This window comes from Micromonospora sp. NPDC005686 (assembly GCF_042871665.1).
GTDB lineage: Bacteria > Actinomycetota > Actinomycetes > Mycobacteriales > Micromonosporaceae > Micromonospora.
Window position 1 is genome coordinate 181,874 of record NZ_JBIAIY010000002.1, and the last position, 19,234, is coordinate 201,107.

The following is a 19,234-nucleotide window of genomic DNA, read 5'->3' on the forward strand; positions in this document are numbered from 1 at the left end:
ATGGAGACGCTGCGTGCCCTGGCCGCCCGTCTCGACGAGGCCGGCGCGACCCTCGCCACGCTGGCCCGCACGGTGACCGCCACCGACCCGCCGCACCCCGCGTTCGGCGCGGACGCCGCCGGCCGCCCCGGCGAGGTCGGCCGCGCGCTGCACCGCCAGTGGACGCTCGCCACCGCCGACCGGGCGCGCGAGGCGCAGGCCGCCGCCGTCCGGCTGGCCGCCGCCGCGGCGGCGCTGCGCAGCGCCGCCGACCGCTACGCCGCCGCCGACGACGCGGTCGCCCGGCGGCTGGCCCGGGAGGCCTGATGGACGCCCTCGACCGCCTCGCCGAGCCGGGCCTCGACCTCCTCGCCCGCGTGGACACGCTGCTGGCCGCCGGTGCGCCCGAGGGGCACCGGCTCTGGCCGCTGCTGCGCCGGATGCAGGTCCTTCCCGGCGTCGCCGTGCGCGAGTTCCTCGACCTGCATCCCGCGCCGCTGACCGGCGCCGGGCACGCCGTGCGCCGGCTCGTCCGGGGATACGACGACACCTGCGCCCTGCTGGCCGACCAGGTCGCCTGGTCCGGTGCCGCCGCCTCGGCCTACGACGAGGCGCGTTCCGCGCTGTTGCGACACCTGGACGAGGGGCCGGAGAGCCTGGTCGGGCGGCTGGAGTCGACGGCGGGCTACGCCGACGCGCTGGCCGGCTGGGTGGAGGGCAGCCGGGCCGCGCTGGCCCGCGCGCTGGCCGAGGTGCTGGGTTCGGCGGAGGCGGTCGCGGTGCACGCGGCGACCCGGCCCGGCGTCGAGCCCGGACGGTTCGGGGCGTCGGCCGCGGCCGAGATCGCCACGAGGATCCTGGGCGTGCTCGGGGTGGCCTACGACGGCGCCGAGACGCTGCTGCGCCAGTGGGGGCCGAGCCTGGCCGAGACGCCCTGGCGGGACCGCGCCACCACCGCCCCGCGTTACGGCGGCACCACCCGGATCGGCTACTGACGGGCCACGGCGCCGCGCGCCGGACCGGCCGTGGCCGGTGACGGCGGCGACGCCGTGGCCTTCCCCTGCACCCCCCGCAGGTATGTCTTCACTCAACGCGCTCGCGCGGTGTTTGTCAGGGGGCCGGCGCAGATTCAGCCGTCCGGGCGAGGCGAAGGGGCCGGTTCGGCCGGGTGGACGACGATGATCGCTGCGGCGGGTGACCGGGCGGCGACAGGTGTGCCGTGCGGCGGGCATCGATCCGCGTAGGGTGGGCGCATGGGCATGCTCTGCGCGGTCAGCTTCAACCGGTACGGGCGCCTCTACTACCTCGATCCGGGCGAGTTGCGTCCGCAGGTGGGCGACCGGGTGCTGGTGCCCACCGACGACGGGCCCGAGGTGGCCGAGTGCGTGTGGGCGGCGCAGTGGGTCAGTGAGGACACCGACGGCTTCCCGAAACTGGCCGGGATCGCCGGTGACGACGACCTGCACCGCGACGAGATGCTGCGCCGGCGCAAGGCCGAGGCGAAGGTGGCCGCCAAGCGGCTGATCCGCGAACACGGCCTGCCGATGAAGGTGGTCGCCGTCGATCACGTCCTGGCCACACCGGAGAACGGCAGTGACCGCACCACCATCTACTTCACCGCGCCGCACCGGGTCGACTTCCGCTCGCTGGTCCGCGACCTGGGCGCCACGCTGCACTGCCGGGTCGAGCTGCGGCAGCTCTCCGCCCGCGACTCCGCCCGCGTGCAGGGCGGCATCGGCTCCTGCGGGCGTGACCTGTGCTGTGCCACGTTCCTCAACGACTTCGAGCCGGTGACCATCCGGATGGCGAAGGACCAGGATCTGCCGCTCAACCCGCTGCGCATCTCCGGGGCGTGCGGGCGGCTGATGTGCTGCCTGAAGTACGAGCACCCGCTGTACCAGAAGTTCCAGGAGTCGGCCCCCGCGGTCGGCAGCCGGGTGTCCACGCCGCAGGGCGAGGGCAAGGTGGTCGGCCACAGCGTCCCGCGCGACGCGGTCACCGTCCGCCTGGACGCCGACGGCTCCCGCTCGATGTGCTCCCGTGCGTCGGTCTGCGGCCCCAGACAGGCCCACGACCAGCACCACCCCCAGCCCTGACCCGCTGCCCTCCCGCCCTCCCTCTCCCGCCCACTCCCGCCTCGTTGATCATGAAGTTAGCGGTCGAAATGGTGATCGATTTCGCCGCCAACCTCATGATCGATGGAACGAGGTCCGGGTGTGCCGGGCCGGGGTCAGCGGATGACGATGGGGGGTTCGGCCAGGCGGGGGGCCAGCGGAGTATTCGGGGTCAGCCAGGAGGCGGTGGGGGACTGGTCGGGGTTGAGCCGCCAGTCGTGGGACACCCTGTCGACCGCGATCGGGTAGATCGTCAGCGTGCCGTCCGGGTCGATCCGGAACCGCAGGAACGCCTTCGAGTCCTCGATGCCCTGCGCCGCGAACAGCTCGTTCAGGTTCACCCCGAACGCGCCCGCCACCAGCAGGTAGAGCGCCACGAGCTGGCTGGCGACCAGACCGATCACCGGGCCGTAGAGCACCAGCGCGGCGACCGCCGGCAACGGCCACGGCCAGTCGTAGAACGGCAGGTGCAACCACACCCACGTGCCCCCGGCGGCGAGCGCCACCTGGGCCAGCCCGTGCGCCACCCCGAGGATCCAGTGCCGGGCGTGCCGTTTCCCGCCCGCCGTGGGCGGCTTGGCGAAGAACACCGCGCCCATCATCGCCACCACCAGCATGATCGCCAGCGGCACGCTGAACAGCCGCTGTTCCGTGGTGCCCACCCGCTGGGCCGCCACCCCGGCCATGGCCAGCATCAGCAGCGTGTGCAGGGTGCCGAGCAGCGTCGCGAAGCCCGGATTGCGGAACGGCAGACGGGCGAAGATCCCCCAGCCGTACCGGCGGGACCGGGCCTTGTCCGGATAGCGCGCGGCCAGGTCGTACTCCCGGGTGTTGCTGGCCCGCCGGGTCAGCGTGTCGCGCGGCGGCACCTCCAGCGTCTCCGGCAGCCGGTGCGTGGGGTAGAGGTAGGCGCCGCCGCCACCGCAGGTGATGAGCTGCCGGTCCGGCCCGGCGTAGCGGGCGTAGTGGTGCAGGTCGCCGGAGACCAGCACCCGCACCTGCGCCCCGGTCGGCGCGACGAGGGTACGGATGAAGTAGTCGATCGAGTCGTACGCGTTGGGGTGGTCGACGGCCTTGACCCACGTCGGCGCCGGCACCGCCAGGATCACCTTCGATTCCGGGGTGAGCTTGCGCGCCACCTCGTCGAAGTAGGTGAGCTGCGGATCGTCCAGGTACGACCCGGACTGGTCGTCGAGGCCGAGCAGCCACCACTCGGCCGGCAACTCGACGGCGAAGTACGAGCGGGCCTGGCCGGTGCCCCAGCCGCCGAAGTGCCGGTCCCGGGTACGCACGAACAGGCGCAGGAACGCTGTCAGCCCGTCGTACCAGTCGTGGTTGCCCGGCACCGCGAACAGCGTCGGCTGCTCCGGCGGGGCGACCGGCAGCGCCGCCTGGTACGGGCCCTTGCACCGGTCCTCGTACGCCTCGTAGCCCGCCGCCGGATAGACCTGGTCGCCGCCCATCACCAGCGTCTGCGCGCGGGGGAGCCGATGCCCGTCCACGGTCAGCTCCGGCTGGGCGAGCAGGTACGCCACCGAGTACGTCGCGTCGAAGCCGTCACCCAGGTCGGCCACGTAGTCGAGCCAGAGCCCGCCGTCCGGCCCGACCTGCCGGAACGTGCCGTCGCCGAACGCGTTCTGCAACTCGCGCTTGTCCAGGTACGCCCCAAACAGCATGGCCAGCAACGTACGCAGGCCGGTGCTGATCAGCAGCAGCGGCGCGAGCCAGGGCACCGGCCGGCGAGGAGTGAAACCCAGCTCCCGGGGGTCGATACGGCGGGGTCGACGGGTGGCGCGCTCGCCGGGATGCGCCTCGGGAGCCGGTGGTCGCGGCGGTTCGTCGGTCACCCGCCGCAGGGTAGTCCGGACGCGGCGCGAAGTCTCTCCCGTAGCGGGGTGGATGTGCTCCGCAGTCCGGTTTCCGGGGTGGGGGGATCCAGTTCGGCTTCCGGCGGAGCGTGCCGTACACTTGACGATCGTTGCCGCCTTAGCTCAGTCGGCTAGAGCGACGCACTCGTAATGCGTAGGTCGACGGTTCGATTCCGTCAGGCGGCTCGGTACAGAAGCCCAGGTCAGAGACCTGGGCTTCGCCGTTTCCCAAGGTCGACACCTCGCCGCCGACGGTGCTGGTCCGCAAATAGTCCGCATCCCGCGCCGCGACCGCCTCATCCAGCCGGTTGGCGACCGCGTCCAGGTCGCAGCGGCACGGCGGCTGGCTACTCTTGGCTGTTGCCGGATCGACAAGGGCCTGTCCGACGCAGAGTTCGACCGTATCGAGCGCGAATACGGGTTCGAGTTCCTTCCCGCAGGACGCGGAACCTTCGCTCATCCGGTCCTGTCGATGCGCGGGTGGGACATCATCTACTACGGCACCGATCTGCTCGACTACATCGACCAGGAGTTCAAGAAACCACGACCCGAGCGGCCCGACGACTGGAACCCGCAAAGCGGGACGAGCCTCGGCGGTGGCGTGGTCATCGGCATTCGCCTGCGCATCCTTGCCACGTCTCTCGATGAGGCGAGGTCTCGCGTTATCGGGCAGTACGGAGAAGGGCACGTCATTTCCATCTGGAACGAGGAAGATGCATCGTGCGCGCGGTAGTACGGCAACAACTGGCCGACGGCCTCGGCCATGGGTCGGCGAAAGCCACGTCTGGGAGCCGGCGGGACGAAGGGAGCCGGGCGCACGAGCGGGCAGCAGCCGTGGCCCACTCCCCTTCCGCCAGCAGGGGTTTAGGGCATCTCGGGGCCGTGATCTTCTCCTTCCAAACTGACGGTGCCCTTCGAGCGTCTGGGATTGTTACGGTCTGCCGGTGCCGATGAATGTTCGCGTCATCGGGATCGTGATCGAGGAAGACGAGATTCTGCTGCTGGACCAGGACACCGAAGGTGACCGGTCCTGGTCGCTGCCCGGCGGCAAGGTGGAGCCCGGGGAGACGGTCGAGGAGGCTCTGGAGCGCGAAGTGCGGGAGGAGACCGGTCTGGAGATCCGGGTCGGGGACCTGCTGTACGTGTGCGATGTCGTGAAGGCGCAGGTCGTTCACCTCACCTTCCGGTGCCGCCGGGTGGGCGGCAAGCTGGGGGCGGTTAAGGCCGGGGCAGACACCCGGCCGATCCGTGCGGTCGAGTTCGTCAAGCTGACGGACCTGCCGTCGCTGGGGTTCGGCGAGCGGTTCGTAAAGTTGGCCCGGGCCGGGTGGCCAAACGCCGGGTCATACATGGGCCCGAAGAGCAACATCGGGCTATAGCGCCCGCACGGCCCCCATATCCAGGTCGGCCAGCGTGCGACTGCGCAGGGCCCGATCTGTCATGCGAGCGGTCCGCAACCAGTCCGCAAGAGGCCGTCTGAGGACGGGGCAGCGGTGCGAGATGTCGAGAGGCCGTCAGGTGGCTCCATGGAAAGGTCCAGGTCACCGGCTTGATCGCCGATCATGACCGAGGATCTCCATGACCACGCGGTGCGCGGCGGCTGCCTCCCATCTGCGCAAAAACATCATCACGGACAAGTCGCACACCACCTCGATGGACCCGGCCCATGGCCCGATGCACGACAGTTGGACAGATCGATATAGACGGAAGCGCAAACTGTCCTCAATGGATAAATGTCGCCCCTTGACGAGGGGCTTCTCTCGCAGTCTAATCTGGTGATCAATTAGGGGAGGCCCACTTGGGGGAGAGTTCCAGTTCGCTGTTCCGACGTGGCAGGGGTTCCTCCTGATAGCGGCTGCCGACTCAAGGGCGCGCGCACCGCGTCGCTATGGCCGTTTCTGATTATGGGCTTGCGCCGTCTCCCGACGTCGAAGTCGTCCTCGGCGCTGGCCTCGTCAGCGGTCGGCACCCGAGGTTCACGCGTCGGCTCGCGCCGCAGTCGGGATTCCGAACAAAGCCATCGGCATTTGCCGCCCGGTAAAGGCGGCAGGCCGGCACATCGATTTTGCCTCGGCCAGCGTGTGCAGGCCGTGCAGGACCCTGGGCGCAACCGGCCGCCCCGGTCCGTTGGAGATATCGACTCCCGGAAGGAATCGTAGATGAGCATGAGGTTCGTGAGTCGGCGGCAGTTCCTGCGCCGCCTGGGAGGCGCCTTTGCTGCCGGAGCCGGCATCGCGTTGTTTCCGGCCGGCTTTGCCTCGGCGTCGCCCAATGGCAATCCAGCGTCGGCCCCTGGACAAACGGGCGGCGGACCGGCGTATCCGGGAGACCCCGGTTTTGTCGCCAGGACGCCAGGGGAATTGGATGCCGCTAGAGCCAGTTGGGAAACGCCGGAGTATGGCTACTACACCGGTCACAATCCTTCCAATCCTGGCACAGCGATCGATTCCCCATGGCAGCTCGTCGCGGTGAACGCGTCCACCGCCTACGCCCTTGGCTACCGCGGGCAGGGCGTCGCGCTGGGCATGATGGATTCGGGCTACCGGCCCACCCACGAAGGATTTCAGACCGGGTTGATCGTTCCGGTGAGGGCGGAGGGTTTCTACGGGACGTCCGGCTTCGGGTACCGGAACTCAGCAACCCCGGCGAACCCGTTCACTGCGGGCCAGAGGTTCACCGTGGCCGGTGACCAGGCGAGAACAAGTGACTACAGCCACGGGACCGGCATGCTTGGCGTCACCTCCGGCGTTCGCGACGGCAAAGAGCAGCACGGCATCGCCTTCGGCTCGACGATGTACGTCGCCATGACCGGCGGTTCCGATACCCAGTCCCACGGCCCTTTCCACGATTACGTGTACTGGCATACGGCCAACAAGGCCCTGGTCGACGCGGGCGCCCGGGTCATCAACAGCAGTTGGGGCTCTTATGTCCAGACTCTTGACAGAAGCCGCTTCGACGGCCTAGGAAACGACCTCGGGATCGGTGGCAACCTCGCCAACGCCTACCAACTGCGCGGCAAAGACAGTGCCAGCGCCACGGCGATGGCGACCATCGTCCCCAGCGAGTACCTCAAGGATCTGGAGTACCAGTTCTTCCTCTTCAAGAAGAGCTATTCACAAGACGGCATCCAGTACAACCCGGACTACCCCGGACGCTCCTTCATGGATGCCATCTGGGACGCTATCAGGGATAGCGGCGCCGTCAACGTGAGGTCGGCCGGCAACAACGACTGGAGCAACCCGTACTTCCGCCCGGCGTACCCCCTCTTCAACCCCTCGGCGGAAAAGCAGTGGGTATGCGTCGGCGGGGTGCAGCCTCCCACTGCTGCCAACCCCGAATACACGAAGCAGTTCGGGTACAACGAGGCGGGGCTCGCAAAATGGTGGACCGTGTCCACCCCGTCGAACAGTGTGCGGACCACGAACAGCGGTGGCGACACCAACTATTCGAACTCGAGCGGAACGTCTCCGGCGACGCCCGTTGCGACAGCGGTGATGGGGGTTCTGCTCTCTCGCTATCCGAACATGGACGCCAAGCAGGTCCGTGAGTTGATGTTCACCACGGCGAACAACAAGATGTCCGACGGTGTGAGATTCCTCGGCACCGGGCAGACCTCCCCCACCGGGGCATCCATCGCCTGGACCGCTGCCGACGGGGTTCCGGACGAGCGCTGGGGTTGGGGTATCCCCGACCTGGCCAAGGGCATGTATGGCCCCGGCCAGTTCCTGAGCCCCATGATCTACAAAATGGACAAGGTGCCCTTGGACGTCTGGTCGAACGACATCAGCCAGATCGCGATCAAGGAAAGGGAGAGGGAGGATCGGGAGTGGCTGGCGGCCTACAAGAAGCAGGGCATTGCCTTCGCCGGTGAATTCAGCCCCAACGTACTGAGCCCGGACGGTAGGCTCAGCGAAAACGCCTTCCTGCTTCAGGGTATTTTGGCCGATCCTCACGTCCAAGCCATCACCAACGGCCACCCGGAACTGTACGACAAGATCAGCTACGAGGATGCCGCCCAGTGGCGCAAGGAATGGATGGACGCGCGCGCGGCCTACATTCAGAACAATATCGACAACAACCTCTACACTGCGTCTCTGACCAAGCAGGGCTCCGGAACGCTGATCATGTCGGGCCACGCCACCTACGACGGCGGCACGACGGTTGAAGGCGGCAAGCTTTCGATCGCCGGATCGCACGCGAGCTCGATCGCCGTCAAGGGCGGCACGCTCGGCGGCAGCGGTGTCGTGGGAGGCAGCATCCAGGTCGACAGCGGTGTGTTGCAGCCCGGCCTCTCGGCCGCGGAAGTGGCGTCCGCAGTGTCCATCACTCTCACCGAGGTCGCGCAGGGCAACGTCCTGAAGGTCGGCGGCGATGTGACCATCAGCCGAGCGGGTCGCCTCGCCATCACCATTTCCGGCGACCACGACTACACGAGCGTGCGGGCGGCGGGTGCCCTGGTGCTGGACGGCGAACTCACCCTGGACATTCGCGCGCCCATCACTCCGGGCACGGTACTGACGATCATGAGTGGAGCCTCGATCAAGGGCCACTTCCATTCCATGCCGGAACGGCGTGTCCTGAACGTGGGCCACCACATGTTCCGGGTGTCCTACCGGGACGCCGAGATGACGCTGACCGCCCTGCGGACGCTGCCCGGGGCACGGTCCGGCAACGCCTAGCAATAAGTGGCCCGGTCAGCCAGGCTCAGGTTCGCCTGAGCCTGGCTGACCAGGCCCTTGCCCGACCTGGCGCGTTGACGAAGCTGCCACCACTGCGCAAGCACAGAGGCACCTCGTGGACGAGGGGTGCAGCCAACCGAGTAGCCAAACCACCGGCCGTCAGCGGACGATGACGACCGGGACGCCAGGTTGGTCAGCTGTGGCAGACGACTCGCAATGCGTAGGTCGACGGTTCGATTCCATCAGGCGGCTCGGTGCAGAAGCCCAGGTCATCGGCCTGGGCTTCGCCGTTCCAAGGTTGATCACGCCGCCGTCCGTTGGTGCCGGGCCGCGTCCCGCCCGAAGACCCGGAAACGATGCCTCCGGCGGCTACGCCCCGACGGGAGGCCAGAACTCGTCGTCCTCCTCGTCCGGCGACGAAGGGGCGTACTGGCGTAGAGCGCCGTTGCGAATCATCCAGACGCGGAAGAAGAACTCCTCCTGGTCCATCACGAAGAGCTGCGCGGCGTTGGGATTGTGCCAGGCCACGGACCCGAAACGCGCCACGACAGCAGTGAGGTCGGCGTGGTTGAGCGCACCGGCGAACACCTGACATTCGGGGTTCTTGTGCCCGCCCCACTGGTTGTCCACACCGGTGATGAGGCGCAGGCTACCGCAACCGCCCGAACTCGCGCCCGGTTCACGACAGCGGCACTGGGTGTCGAGCCAGCCGATGAACGCCTGCGCGTTCGGGCGGTCCGTCGGGCCCACCGACAGCATCACGTTGGCGACCCAGCTCATGAACCGGCATCCCAACAGGCCGGCGAGTGGCCACGTCGATCCGGTCCCGACCGGTGGTCTTGTTGCGCTTCTGAACCCGCCGTGGCGGCCGTCAGTGGGGTGCTCCACGACAGTCCGATGAGGAGGCCGATCCGTCTCCTGTTTCGAGATGCCACGGCGGAGAATGTACGCCAGGGATCGGCACCGGTTGTTCGGCGCTCGGCGAGGGGGGATCGGGGTCGACATGCGCTGGCTGCTTTCGGGCCGGCAGGTCGGCACGGCGACGGATCGACGAGCCGCGCTGACCGAGTCGGCGTGCCGCCGAATCGGCCGTCCGGTGCGCCGCACCTGCGACTGAGGCACCGGTGGATGTCGTTCGGTCGGCCGTTCAGCCCACAGCCCTCTTGTTTCCGGCCCTACCGTGCCATTGCGCCGTAGTGATGGACCGGTTCGAATGTCTGCATGTCTTCGTGGGCGCCCGGCTCCTTTCTGGATCGGCTCGAGCCGGAGGTGCAGGGGAAACTGCTGGCCCTCGGCATCACGCGCGTCATCTCACCGGGCCGGCGGATCTTCATCGAGGGCGGACGGGACACCCACGTCGAGATCATCCAGCAGGGTGTCGCCAAGGTGACCATGTCGGTCGGGGGCACCGAGCAGCTGTTGGCCGTACGCCTCCCGGGTGACCTCGTGGGCGAGTTCGCCGCGCTCACCGATGGCCAGCGAATCGCGACCGTCACCGCCTGCGGGGAGGTCCGGGCCACTGTCATCCAGCAGGCTGCCTTCCGTGCGTTTCTGAGTCGGCATCTCGAGGTGGCGAACGAGGTGACCGCCACCGTCGGACGGCGCCTGCACTGGGCCAACCTGCGTCGCGCCGACTTCAGTGCGTTTCCGGTGCCGGTCCGGCTCGCCCGGGTGCTGCTGGAGCTGGTCGAGGTGATCGGCGAGCCGGATGACGGCGGGTTGCGCATCGCTGTCGAACTGACACACGCCGAACTCGCGACGCTCGTCGGCGCCGTCGACGACACCGTGCAGCGGACGCTGCGCGGGATGCGCGACGACGGCGTCATCCGGACCGGCTACCGCCGGATCACCGTCACCGACCCCGATCGGCTCCGCCGACGTGCCGAGGAGGCCCTGTGACCTCTACCTTGAGCGTCCGGTGGCACGATCCGGTCGCTGCGGTCGCGCATCTGCGGGCCGCCGCACCGGAGGACGTGACAGCCGCGCTGGAGACGCTGTCCCGGGCGGAGCCTCCGCTGGACCGCGCCGAACTGCTGGCCCGCGCGTACGCACGGCTGCGTCGCTACGAGGTGGACGGCGATCCGGAGACGCTGGTCCGCGCCCAAGCCGACTTCGCCGCCGCCGCGTTCACCGGCCCGGAGCGTGCCGTGGTCGGTCAGGCCCTGGTCCTGTGTGCCTTGCATGCCGCCATGCGGGGTCAGGAGTTCCGGGCCGCCCGCGAACACGCCACGATCGACTCGATCGGGCTGGAGGAGACGGCTGCGGCTCTGCTGCACGGCCTGGTCGACACCGGCGCCGTGCTGACTGACGACGCCGACTTCGACGCGGACGACGCGTTCGACCGGGCCGACGAGTTGGTGGCCCGTACCGCCGGGGGCCCGTTCGCGTCGGCCGCCGTGGCGCTGCGGATGGCCCTGCTGGTCAAGCGCGGGCAGGATCGGAGTTTCTACGACGACGTCCGGCAGGTCCGCACGCGGGTGCAGGCAATGCTCGACGCCGGGGTGACAGGTGAACAACGGCAGTTCGCCGAGATCATGCAGGAGGCTGCCGAGATTCTCGCGTCCACTCAGCGCGGCGAGACCGGGGAGGCGTTCGACTCGCTGCAGCGACTGATCGACCTGGTGGACCGGCTACCGCCGGACGCACCCAGCACCCTGGCGCTGCGTCGGTACCTCAACGCGGGTGCGATGGTCATGGAGGCGCCCGGCGGACACACGCCCGGTGTCGAGCCGGCGCAGCGCCACGCCGTGGACGAGCCCGGCCTGTCGGCCGGCGAGCGGGCGTTCCGCCTCTTCGTGTCCGGCACCGGCATCTGCCGCAAGGCAGTCGACCGGCGCGACGCCGACCAGTTGGCCCGCGGTGTGGCTCAGCTGCGCCGGGCCTCCGACATCGCGCCCGCCGACTACCCGCACCGACCGATGATCGACGCCACGCTGGGCCGGTTCCTCTGCGCGCGTTACGAGCTCGGCGCCGGCCGGGAGATGCTGGACGAGGCACTGCGCCGGCTCACGACGGCCCGCCGGGCGGCCGGCGACGTGGCGCACCCGATGTGGGCGTTCGCCGAGATGGCCTCGGCGCACGCGTACCGGCTGGCCGGCCGCCGCGCCGAGGGCCGGGAGACCGGGAAACGCGCGCTGCGCGGCCACGCCTGGAGCGTGCTCCTGCAGGCCGGTACCGCCGACGCCACAGCCGCCGCCCGGCATGCGGTGGACGACGCGACCGAGGTCGCCCGCTGGTGCCTCGCCGACGGCGACGCCGGCGGCGCGGTGGCCGCGCTCGACGCCGGGCGCTGCCTGATGCTGTACGCCGCGACGGTCACCACGGGGATCCCCGCCCGGCTGCACGCGCTGGGCCACGACGAGCTGGCCCGCCGCTGGCAGACCGGCAGTGCCGACCCCGACGTACGGCGTGACGTGCTGGCCGTGCTCACCGGTGCGCACCTCGGCGACGTGCCGGTGCCGGACGTGCTGGACCCGCCGTCGCTCGACCAGATCCGGACGGCGCTGCGGGCGATGCGCCACGACGCGCTCGTCTACCTGGTGCCCGGGCGCCTCGGGGTGCCCGGTGCGGCGGTGATCCTGCCGAACGGCAGCGAGCCGTTCGCGCTGTCCCTGCCGTCCCTGGTGGAGTCCGACGACGACCCGGTGCAGCGATACAGCCGCCTGCTGGCGGCCCGCGACGCGGGCGAGGTGGGCGGCGAGGACACCGGCGACGAGACCGCCGATCCGGTCACCAGGTGGCGGGACGCCCTGGACCGGCTGGCGGGGTGGGCGTGGCGCGTGGCGATCGGCCCGCTGCTCGCGGAGACCGGGCGTTGGGGCCTGTCCCGGGCGCCGCGGCTGCTGCTCGTACCGATGGGCCGGCTCGCCGCCGTGCCCTGGCACGCCGCGCGCGACCACGACGGCTGGTACGCGGTGCAGCAGGCCGAGTTCTCCTACGCGCCCTCGGCGCGGCTGCTCTGCGAGAACGCCGACCGGCCGCCGATCCCGCAGGACGGAAGTGGACTGGTGGTCGGGGATCCCACCCACGACCTGCCGGATGCCCGGACCGAGGCGCTCGCCGTGCGGGCTGCGTTCTACCCGGACGCCGAGCTGCTCGTCGACGACGCGGGCAGCTCCGGGGCCTCGCCGACGGCCACCCCCGAGGCGGTGCTCGCCTGGCTGCGCCGCGCCGGCCAGGCACGGCCGATGCTGCATCTGGCCTGCCACGGCGCGGTGGGACAGGGCATCGACGGGTCGTACCTGCTGCTGGCCGGCGGGGCCCGGCTCACCGCGGGGGACCTCCTGGAAGGCCGCAAGGACGGGGCGATCGGTGTGGTGGCGCTCGCCGCCTGCACGACAAGCGTCCCCAGCGGGACGTTCGACGAGGCGTTCAGCCTGTCCACGGCCTTCCTGGCGGCCGGCGCGCGTACCGTCTTCGGGTCGCTGTGGCCGGTGCCGAGCGACGCCACCTCGCTGCTGATGTTCATGGCACACCACTACCTGCGGGCGGAGGGTCGCCGGCCGGCGGACGCGCTGAACCGGGCTCAGCGGTGGATGGCCGACAGAGAGCGCACGGTTCCGGCGGGCATGCCGGCGGTGCTGGCACGCCGGGTGGCCGACCTCGACGGTGACGACCTGTCGACCTGGGCGGGATTCCTGCACCTGGGCTGGTGACGCTCACCGTCCCGAGTGGGTGAAGGCGGCCCAGGACTCCGGCCTCGCCACGGAGCCGCCGGTGGCCTGCCGGCTCAGGTCCGCCGGCATGCCCGAGGGCGCCCGGCGATCTGGGTCGAGCATCCACCGCTGAGCCTGGTGCAACGCGTCGACCGGGTCGCAGCCCTCGGCGTTGAGGAAGTGGTGGACCATGAACATCAGCAGCGAGGTCTCGGCGTCCGGCACCGCCCACAGCGACCCGAAGACGGTACGCGCGCCGGCCGCCAGGAAGGCCGTGGACAGGCTGAACGCCTCGTCGTGCTGGGTGCGCGTGACGCCGGTGGTGCAGGCGGCCAGGAACACCCGCTCGATCGACAGCTCGGCGACGCGGGACTCGTCGAGCAGCCGGCGGGCCGGCAGGACGCCACCGGCCAGCACCAGATGCCCGTCCGCGGGCCGCTGCGGATCCACCCGGCCGTGGCAGGCGAGATGCAGCAGCGACGGGCCGGGCGCGGCCGACGACACCCAGGAGAGCACCCGGGCCGGTGTGGCGGTGCCCTCGGGGTCACCGGGGACGTCGCCGCCGAGGTGGGTGCCGTCCGGGTAGAAGGCAGCGTGGACGGCTCGTGCCTCGGCGGCGGCGAAGCCGAGTTCGCCTGTCGGGTCGCCGACGACCAGCGCGGAGCGTACCGGCCGGATGGGGAAGTGGGCGCTGGTGCAGAACATGCGGGCCGAGACCGCGTACGAGACGACCAGGTCCTCGATCGCGTAGCGCCGGGCGGCCCCGTCGCTGCGGTAGGCGGCGTGCCAGGGAACGGTGGCCAGCAGGCCGAGCGGAATCAGGACGAGGCGTGCCGGTCGGTCCCCGCTGCGCCACCGTTCCGCGTGGGCGACCAGCCGGTCCATCGCCGACGACCAGGCCCAGGCGCAGATCTCGTCGATCGACGCCGTTTCCGCCTGCGGCTCGGCCGGCTGGGCGTCGCGGAACCGGCCGGTGTGCCATCCGAAGCCGGCGGCCGCGTCGAGCCGCAGGTCGGGCAGGGCGAGGACGTCGACATCGCCGTCGCGGGGTACGAGCACCGCCGCACCCGAGGCGTCCGGCGTGGTCGGCACCAGGTAGACGAGTGCGTCGGCCCCGACCGCGGCCAGGGCCGCCCGGATCTCGGCGGGCCGGGCCGGGTGGAGGATCCCGCTCCGGTCCTCGTCGAGGAGTGTCCTGAGTGCCTGCGCCCGCAGGTCGTCCGGCACCTCGACGAGCGAGGGGACGGCGCTCAACGGCGTACCGGTGAGCCGGTCGTGTCCGTAGCCGGCCGAACGCTGCCACCGCACGGCCAGATCCTCGCGGCCGGCGGCGGCGAGCTGGTCGGCGACGAGCCGTGACGACATGGCGGCATGCAGGACCAGCCCTCGGCCGGCGTCCAGGGCGGCGATCAGGTCGTCGTCGGCGGTGTCCTGACGGCACCAGGTCGCGACGGTGACCGCGTGACCCGCGGCGTCGCGGGCGGCCGTGAAGGCGTCGTCGGTTCCGGACTGCACGAGCACCTGCCCCAGGTCGCCACGGAGGGCGCTCAGGCCGGCTTCGCGGGAGTCGGCGTGGCGGGGGCCGCCGGGCAGGTTCGCGGTCCGCAGCGCGGCGGCGTAAGTCATCAGGGTGTCCGACCAGAGGCGGTCGTCCGGGCCGCCGAGCAGGTCGACCGCCCGGGCCAGATGCCGCACGCCGCGCTCGGCCGCGGCAGTGTCGCCCGCGTCGAGGCCGGCGACACCGAGCTCGGCGCGACCGGCGAACACCGCCGCTCCCAGTTGACCGATGTGCTCCGGTGGGAGTAGCTCGATCAGCTTCCCGAGCTGGTCGGCGGCCGTGCGCAGGGCGGCTACGTCGCGTCGGGTGAGAGCCGACACGACGGCCGGCAGGAGCCGCAGCATCTGAGCCGACCGTCTCCAGGTGTCCCCGTCCGCGACGGTCTCGATCGGCTCGATCGGCTCACCGTTCGCCGCCGCGAACGTGCCGGCCAGGGCCTCGGCCACAGGCATCGCCTGCCGGGCCCAGTAGGGGAGTTCCGGATCCCGCAGCAGGGCGCGGAACTCCGCGGCGTCCGCCGCCATCTCCTCCGGGTCCCGGCCCGGGGCGCCCAGCTCCAGCAACCGGGCGAGGAGGACGGATTCCGGGTCCGGTTCACCGGCGGGCGTCCGGTGGGACCGGACCTGCTCCCCGGCCGTCCGCAGCGCACGCAGGTCACCGGAACGGGTGAACACGCCGTTCAGCATCAGGTGAAGCATCCCCAGCGCCCGGGACCGGATCTCGGGGTCTGCGTCCGGGCGCGCGAGGCTCCGGGCGGCCTGGAACCCCTCCCCGTTCTCGTCCCACCGGCCCGAATGCTGGGCTTCCCGTGCGTAGGACAGGATGCTCCGGCCGAGGTTGCGCAGGTCCACCAGCTCGGGCGACAGGCCGTCTGTTCCCTCGGTGGCGTCCAGGAGGGCGACGACCCGGTCGAGGGGCAGCGCGCCGGGGTTCCAGGCGCAGATGTGAATCTCGGCGAGGGCCAGGCCGATGGCGAACGCGGCACGCGGGTGCGGCCGGGCCTGCCGGTCGACGATCGGCCATGCCTGCCGGGCCGCCTCCACCTCACGGCATGCCCGCGAACCGCTTGCCGGCGCCCGGCCCGGTTCGCGGCGCCACTCGTCGGCCAGTTGACCGTCGCTGATGACCAGCCGCAACGTGTGGGTCTGCGCCAGCACGTCCGGGGCCGCCGGTCCGGCCGCCAGAACCCGGTCGATGCAGGAACTGGCCCTTTCCAGGTCGGACGACGCCTGGCTGATCTGCCAGCGGGCGAAGAGGACACCGGCCAGTTCCTGTCCCCACTGGCCCGGGGCCAGCTCGTCGGCCTCCTCGAGCAGTCGTACCGCCGCGTCCGCGTCCGCCGCGGAGCCGTCTCGGACGGCGCGTAGGCGCAGCAACTCGGCACAGACCGCGCGGGTCGCCGCCGCCAACTCGGCCGGCTGATCGTCGGGGGCACGGCGCAGACACGCGATCGCCTCGTCGAGATCGGCCGCGTCGTCGCGGGCCTCCCACCGGTGCCGGTAGGCCTCCGCCAGATCGACCAGCAGGTCGTAGTCCGCCGGGAGGAGGTCCGCCGCGCGGCGGCCCTCGGCAATCGGCCGGTCCAGGATCGCCGGGTCGCCCTCCAGCAGGAACTGCTCGGTGCCGGCGCAGCAGAACATCCACGCGGCCAGCGGGTAACCCGGTGTCTCAGGTGTGGCGTCGGGCAGCGCGGCAGCGAGCATCGAGTTGCCCAGGCACAACTGGTCCGTGTCGCCGAGTTGCTCCGCCAGGAGCAGGTGGAGCATGCCCGAGTGGAGCGTGACGAAGGCGGCCGAATCCGTGCCGGCCACGTCCGGGAGCAGCTCGTCGACCGCCTCGGCGGCGTGGCTGAACTCCGTCGGGCCGCTGTCCGGGCGCAGACGGCAGCGGTCCCAGTGGGCCTGGGCGAGATGCGCGGCGACCAACGCGCGTTCCGGGCTGCCCGGCGCGGTCTCCGCCCGCAGCGGCTCCCACACCGCGAGGGCCTGCTCGCTGTCGGCGGCGTCGTCGGTCAGCAGGCTGCGCCTGCCGTACGCCAGCCCGAGCTCGAATCTCCACTCGTCGGTGTCCGGGTCGTCCGGATGGTCTGCCAGCAGGCGGGTGAGCAGGTCGATGACGGCTGTCAGGTCGGCCGGGTCTTCGGTGCCCTCGGCCCGTTCGAACGCCTCGGTGAGCCAGGCGATCTGATTGTCGATCGAGGGCTCGGGCAAGTCGGCGGTCACGGCCGGCCCTCCGGAACGACGGTCCGGATCGGAACCGTGACGGTGGCCCAGTCGTACACGTCGTCGGCGGCAACCGCGCTCGCGTCGCGGTGCACCGCAGCCCGCCCCAGCCGGTCGAGCACGCCGCGAAGCCCGATCGCGTCGCGCCGCGCCGAGAGCCCCGGATCACCGAGCCGCGGCAGCTCGAACGGACGGGAGCTGAAGTGCTCCTCGGCGACGAACAGCTTCAACCAGTCCCGCACTTCCCGGCCCGGCGCCGGGGTCATGTCCGGCGGGAGACCCACCTGGACCGGGCGGCCCTCCAGCGCCGCCGCCGCACGGCCGTGCTCGACGCGTCCACCGGGGAAGAGACCCGCCCACACCCGATAGCGGTCGGTGAGGTCCAGCAGGACGAAGTGCAGCGGACGGTCGGCGTGGTTGTGCAGCCGGATGAAGACCGTGGGCGGGGTCCAGCCGTGACCCGACCAGCGGTAGTTCAGCCGTACCGATCCGTCCGGGCCGGGCCGGATCGGCCTGCGGTCCAGTGGCGCCCGGCGCTCGCCCGGCCACGCCTCCACGATCTCCACCCGCACCCGGGACGCAAGCGCGGAGAGCGGGTTGTCGAGTGCCTTGACCTGCCGCCAGCGGGCGATGTGTTCCAGGGTCTCGACGACGCGGCCGAGGGCGGCCGGGCCGCCGGCGATCTCCGGCGCGACAGGTGTGGTGTCCGTGCCGAGGATCCGGATCCGGCCGTCGGGCTCGGCCCGTACCCGGAGCTCGGGCACCTCGGCGACGGCCAGCCGTACGTGTGGGGACGGTCCCATCGCCTCGGTCAACGCGCGGACCACCGGCTCGGCGCCGTCGACCGCGACGGTGGTGGCCGGCAAGGGCATGCTCGCCAGCACCACCGGGTACTGCTTCTCCTCGTCGGGTTCCCAGCCGGCCGGCTCGACCAGGCTGCGCTCGGTGCGTACCGAGACGACCCGGGCCTCCCGGCGTACCGGCTCGCCCGCGACGGCGACACGCACCCCGTCGCCGGTGCCGGGGGGCAGGCCGTGACAGGTGCCGGCGTCGATCTCCCAGGCGCCGCGCAGGTGGCGCATCACCACGCCGGCGCCGCCCGCGGCGAGGGGACCCCCCAGGAACGGCCGGTCGCCGGGCCCGGGAACCTGTGGAAAGAGCTCCGGGACCTGGCGCGGGACCACGTCCTCGACCAGACAACGGGCCCGGGTCAGCAGGTCCCGGCTGGTGGCGTGCAGTCCGAGCCGCGCCAGGGCGCGCAGCAGCGCCCAGGTGAAGACACCGTGGGTGAGGCCGTCCAGCGGAAACTCCTGGGCGAGCTCGAACGAGCGGCAGGCGGCCAGGGCGACGTACTCCGCGTCGGCCGCGAGCGGCGCGGCAGCCACCAGGGCCGCCATGTCGGGTACGTCGTGGCGGGCGGGAACGTACCGGGCGCGGGCCTCCTGCTCCGGTACCTCGTTGCGGGCCGCGCCGCCGGCGTAGCAGCAGTCGAGCACCGCCACCGTGTGCGCGCCCCTGGCCGCCACCTCGCCGAGCAGCACGGCGAGTTCCTTGTCGTACAGGTCGGGTACGCCGTGCTCCCGGCTGTCCGCGCAGATCAGGGTCTGCACCATGCCGGTCGGTTCGAGGTACCACAGGCCGGGTGGGGCGGGTGCCTGTGAACCGTGCCCGGCGAACCAGAAGAGCGCTGTGTCGCCCGGCCCGGCGAGGCCGAGGTGCGTCCGGATGCCGTCGATGACCGTCGCCCGGGTGGCGTCGCCGTCGAGCAGCGTGCGAACCACCGGCGGTGTGTCCTTGAGCTGGGCTGTCAGCAGGTCCTGGGCGGCCGTCACATCGGCCCGGCAGCCCCGGAGCGGACTGACCGCCCGGTAGGCGTCCACGCCCACCATCAGCGCGTACACGGTCATCGTGCCGCCCACCACCGGCCGCGCCCGCGGAGGTCGCTGCCCGGCAGGTTCTGTCCGGCATCCGACTCGGCCACCTCACAGGCGTTCGGCGCCGCCGCCGAGACGAGCGGGAATGCGATGAACGATTCGTCGGCAGGCGACGGCGCGCCCGGATGCCTTTGTGTGCCGGTGATGGTCACGGGCCACTCCAGGTCAGGGGTGAAATGGCGCGCGGAACCGCGCCGGAATGGGATCGGGGAATCGGTGAGGCGG

At 71.3% G+C, this 19,234-nt stretch carries 13 protein-coding genes and 1 tRNA gene; 9 read left to right on the top strand and 5 right to left on the bottom strand.

The window, feature by feature from the left end; genetic code table 11:
• From ACFYON_RS04855 to ACFYON_RS04865, 3 genes are all read left to right on the top strand, one after another.
• Positions 1-306, top strand: a complete 306-nt coding sequence (locus tag ACFYON_RS04855; RefSeq protein ID WP_354867954.1) for a hypothetical protein — start codon at positions 1-3, stop codon at positions 304-306.
• A complete protein-coding gene (locus ACFYON_RS04860; RefSeq protein ID WP_354867957.1) occupies positions 306-974 on the top strand; it encodes a hypothetical protein in 669 nt (222 codons plus the stop codon). Before ACFYON_RS04855 ends, ACFYON_RS04860 begins: the two co-directional genes overlap by 1 nt.
• Before the next feature lie 258 nt (positions 975-1,232).
• A complete protein-coding gene (locus ACFYON_RS04865; protein WP_354867960.1) occupies positions 1,233-2,075 on the top strand; it encodes a regulatory iron-sulfur-containing complex subunit RicT in 843 nt (280 codons plus the stop codon).
• A 134-nt stretch (positions 2,076-2,209) separates the two neighbouring features.
• On the opposite strand, the gene ACFYON_RS04870 is transcribed toward ACFYON_RS04865, so the two are convergent.
• Entirely contained in the window at positions 2,210-3,940 is a 1,731-nt protein-coding gene (locus tag ACFYON_RS04870; protein ID WP_354867962.1) for a metallophosphoesterase, read from the bottom strand.
• A gap of 133 nt (positions 3,941-4,073) precedes the next feature.
• Between ACFYON_RS04870 and ACFYON_RS04875 the strand changes: the two genes are divergently transcribed.
• The 4 genes from ACFYON_RS04875 (at position 4,074) to ACFYON_RS04890 (ending at position 8,640) form a co-directional block, all read left to right on the top strand.
• Positions 4,074-4,147, top strand: a tRNA-Thr gene (locus ACFYON_RS04875).
• Positions 4,148-4,433: 286 nt separating this feature from the next.
• Positions 4,434-4,694, top strand: coding sequence for a hypothetical protein (locus tag ACFYON_RS04880; RefSeq protein WP_354867964.1), 261 nt, complete (start codon positions 4,434-4,436; stop codon positions 4,692-4,694).
• 217 nt (positions 4,695-4,911) lie between these two features.
• Positions 4,912-5,340 (top strand): NUDIX hydrolase, encoded by a 429-nt coding sequence (locus tag ACFYON_RS04885; RefSeq protein WP_354868436.1) that lies wholly within the window; start codon positions 4,912-4,914, stop codon positions 5,338-5,340.
• Positions 5,341-6,120: 780 nt separating this feature from the next.
• Positions 6,121-8,640 carry a S8 family serine peptidase gene (locus ACFYON_RS04890; protein WP_354867966.1) on the top strand — a complete coding sequence of 840 codons (2,520 nt, stop codon included), beginning with the start codon at positions 6,121-6,123 and terminating at the stop codon, positions 8,638-8,640.
• Between the two features lie 369 nt (positions 8,641-9,009).
• On the opposite strand, the gene ACFYON_RS04895 is transcribed toward ACFYON_RS04890, so the two are convergent.
• The gene (locus ACFYON_RS04895) at positions 9,010-9,420 is read right to left on the bottom strand and encodes a squamosa promoter-binding protein 15 (protein WP_354867969.1); all 411 of its coding nucleotides are present in this window, start codon (positions 9,418-9,420) and stop codon (positions 9,010-9,012) included.
• 441 nt (positions 9,421-9,861) lie between these two features.
• Between ACFYON_RS04895 and ACFYON_RS04900 the strand changes: the two genes are divergently transcribed.
• A complete protein-coding gene (locus ACFYON_RS04900) occupies positions 9,862-10,539 on the top strand; it encodes a Crp/Fnr family transcriptional regulator (RefSeq protein WP_354867971.1) in 678 nt (225 codons plus the stop codon).
• On the top strand, positions 10,536-13,295 hold the full coding sequence (locus tag ACFYON_RS04905; protein ID WP_354867974.1) for a CHAT domain-containing protein: 2,760 nt from the start codon (positions 10,536-10,538) through the stop codon (positions 13,293-13,295). The genes ACFYON_RS04900 and ACFYON_RS04905 overlap by 4 nt, the downstream gene beginning before the upstream one ends.
• A gap of 3 nt (positions 13,296-13,298) precedes the next feature.
• On the opposite strand, the gene ACFYON_RS04910 is transcribed toward ACFYON_RS04905, so the two are convergent.
• Genes ACFYON_RS04910 through ACFYON_RS04920 form a run of 3 tightly spaced genes read right to left on the bottom strand, consistent with a single transcriptional unit; the run spans position 13,299 to position 19,161 of the window.
• Positions 13,299-17,075, bottom strand: a complete 3,777-nt coding sequence (locus ACFYON_RS04910; RefSeq protein WP_354867976.1) for a CHAT domain-containing protein — start codon at positions 17,073-17,075, stop codon at positions 13,299-13,301.
• Positions 17,072-18,982, bottom strand: coding sequence for a caspase family protein (locus ACFYON_RS04915; RefSeq protein WP_354867978.1), 1,911 nt, complete (start codon positions 18,980-18,982; stop codon positions 17,072-17,074). Before ACFYON_RS04915 ends, ACFYON_RS04910 begins: the two co-directional genes overlap by 4 nt.
• Positions 18,979-19,161 carry a hypothetical protein gene (locus ACFYON_RS04920; RefSeq protein ID WP_354867981.1) on the bottom strand — a complete coding sequence of 61 codons (183 nt, stop codon included), beginning with the start codon at positions 19,159-19,161 and terminating at the stop codon, positions 18,979-18,981. Before ACFYON_RS04920 ends, ACFYON_RS04915 begins: the two co-directional genes overlap by 4 nt.
• Positions 19,162-19,234 lie beyond the last annotated feature (73 nt).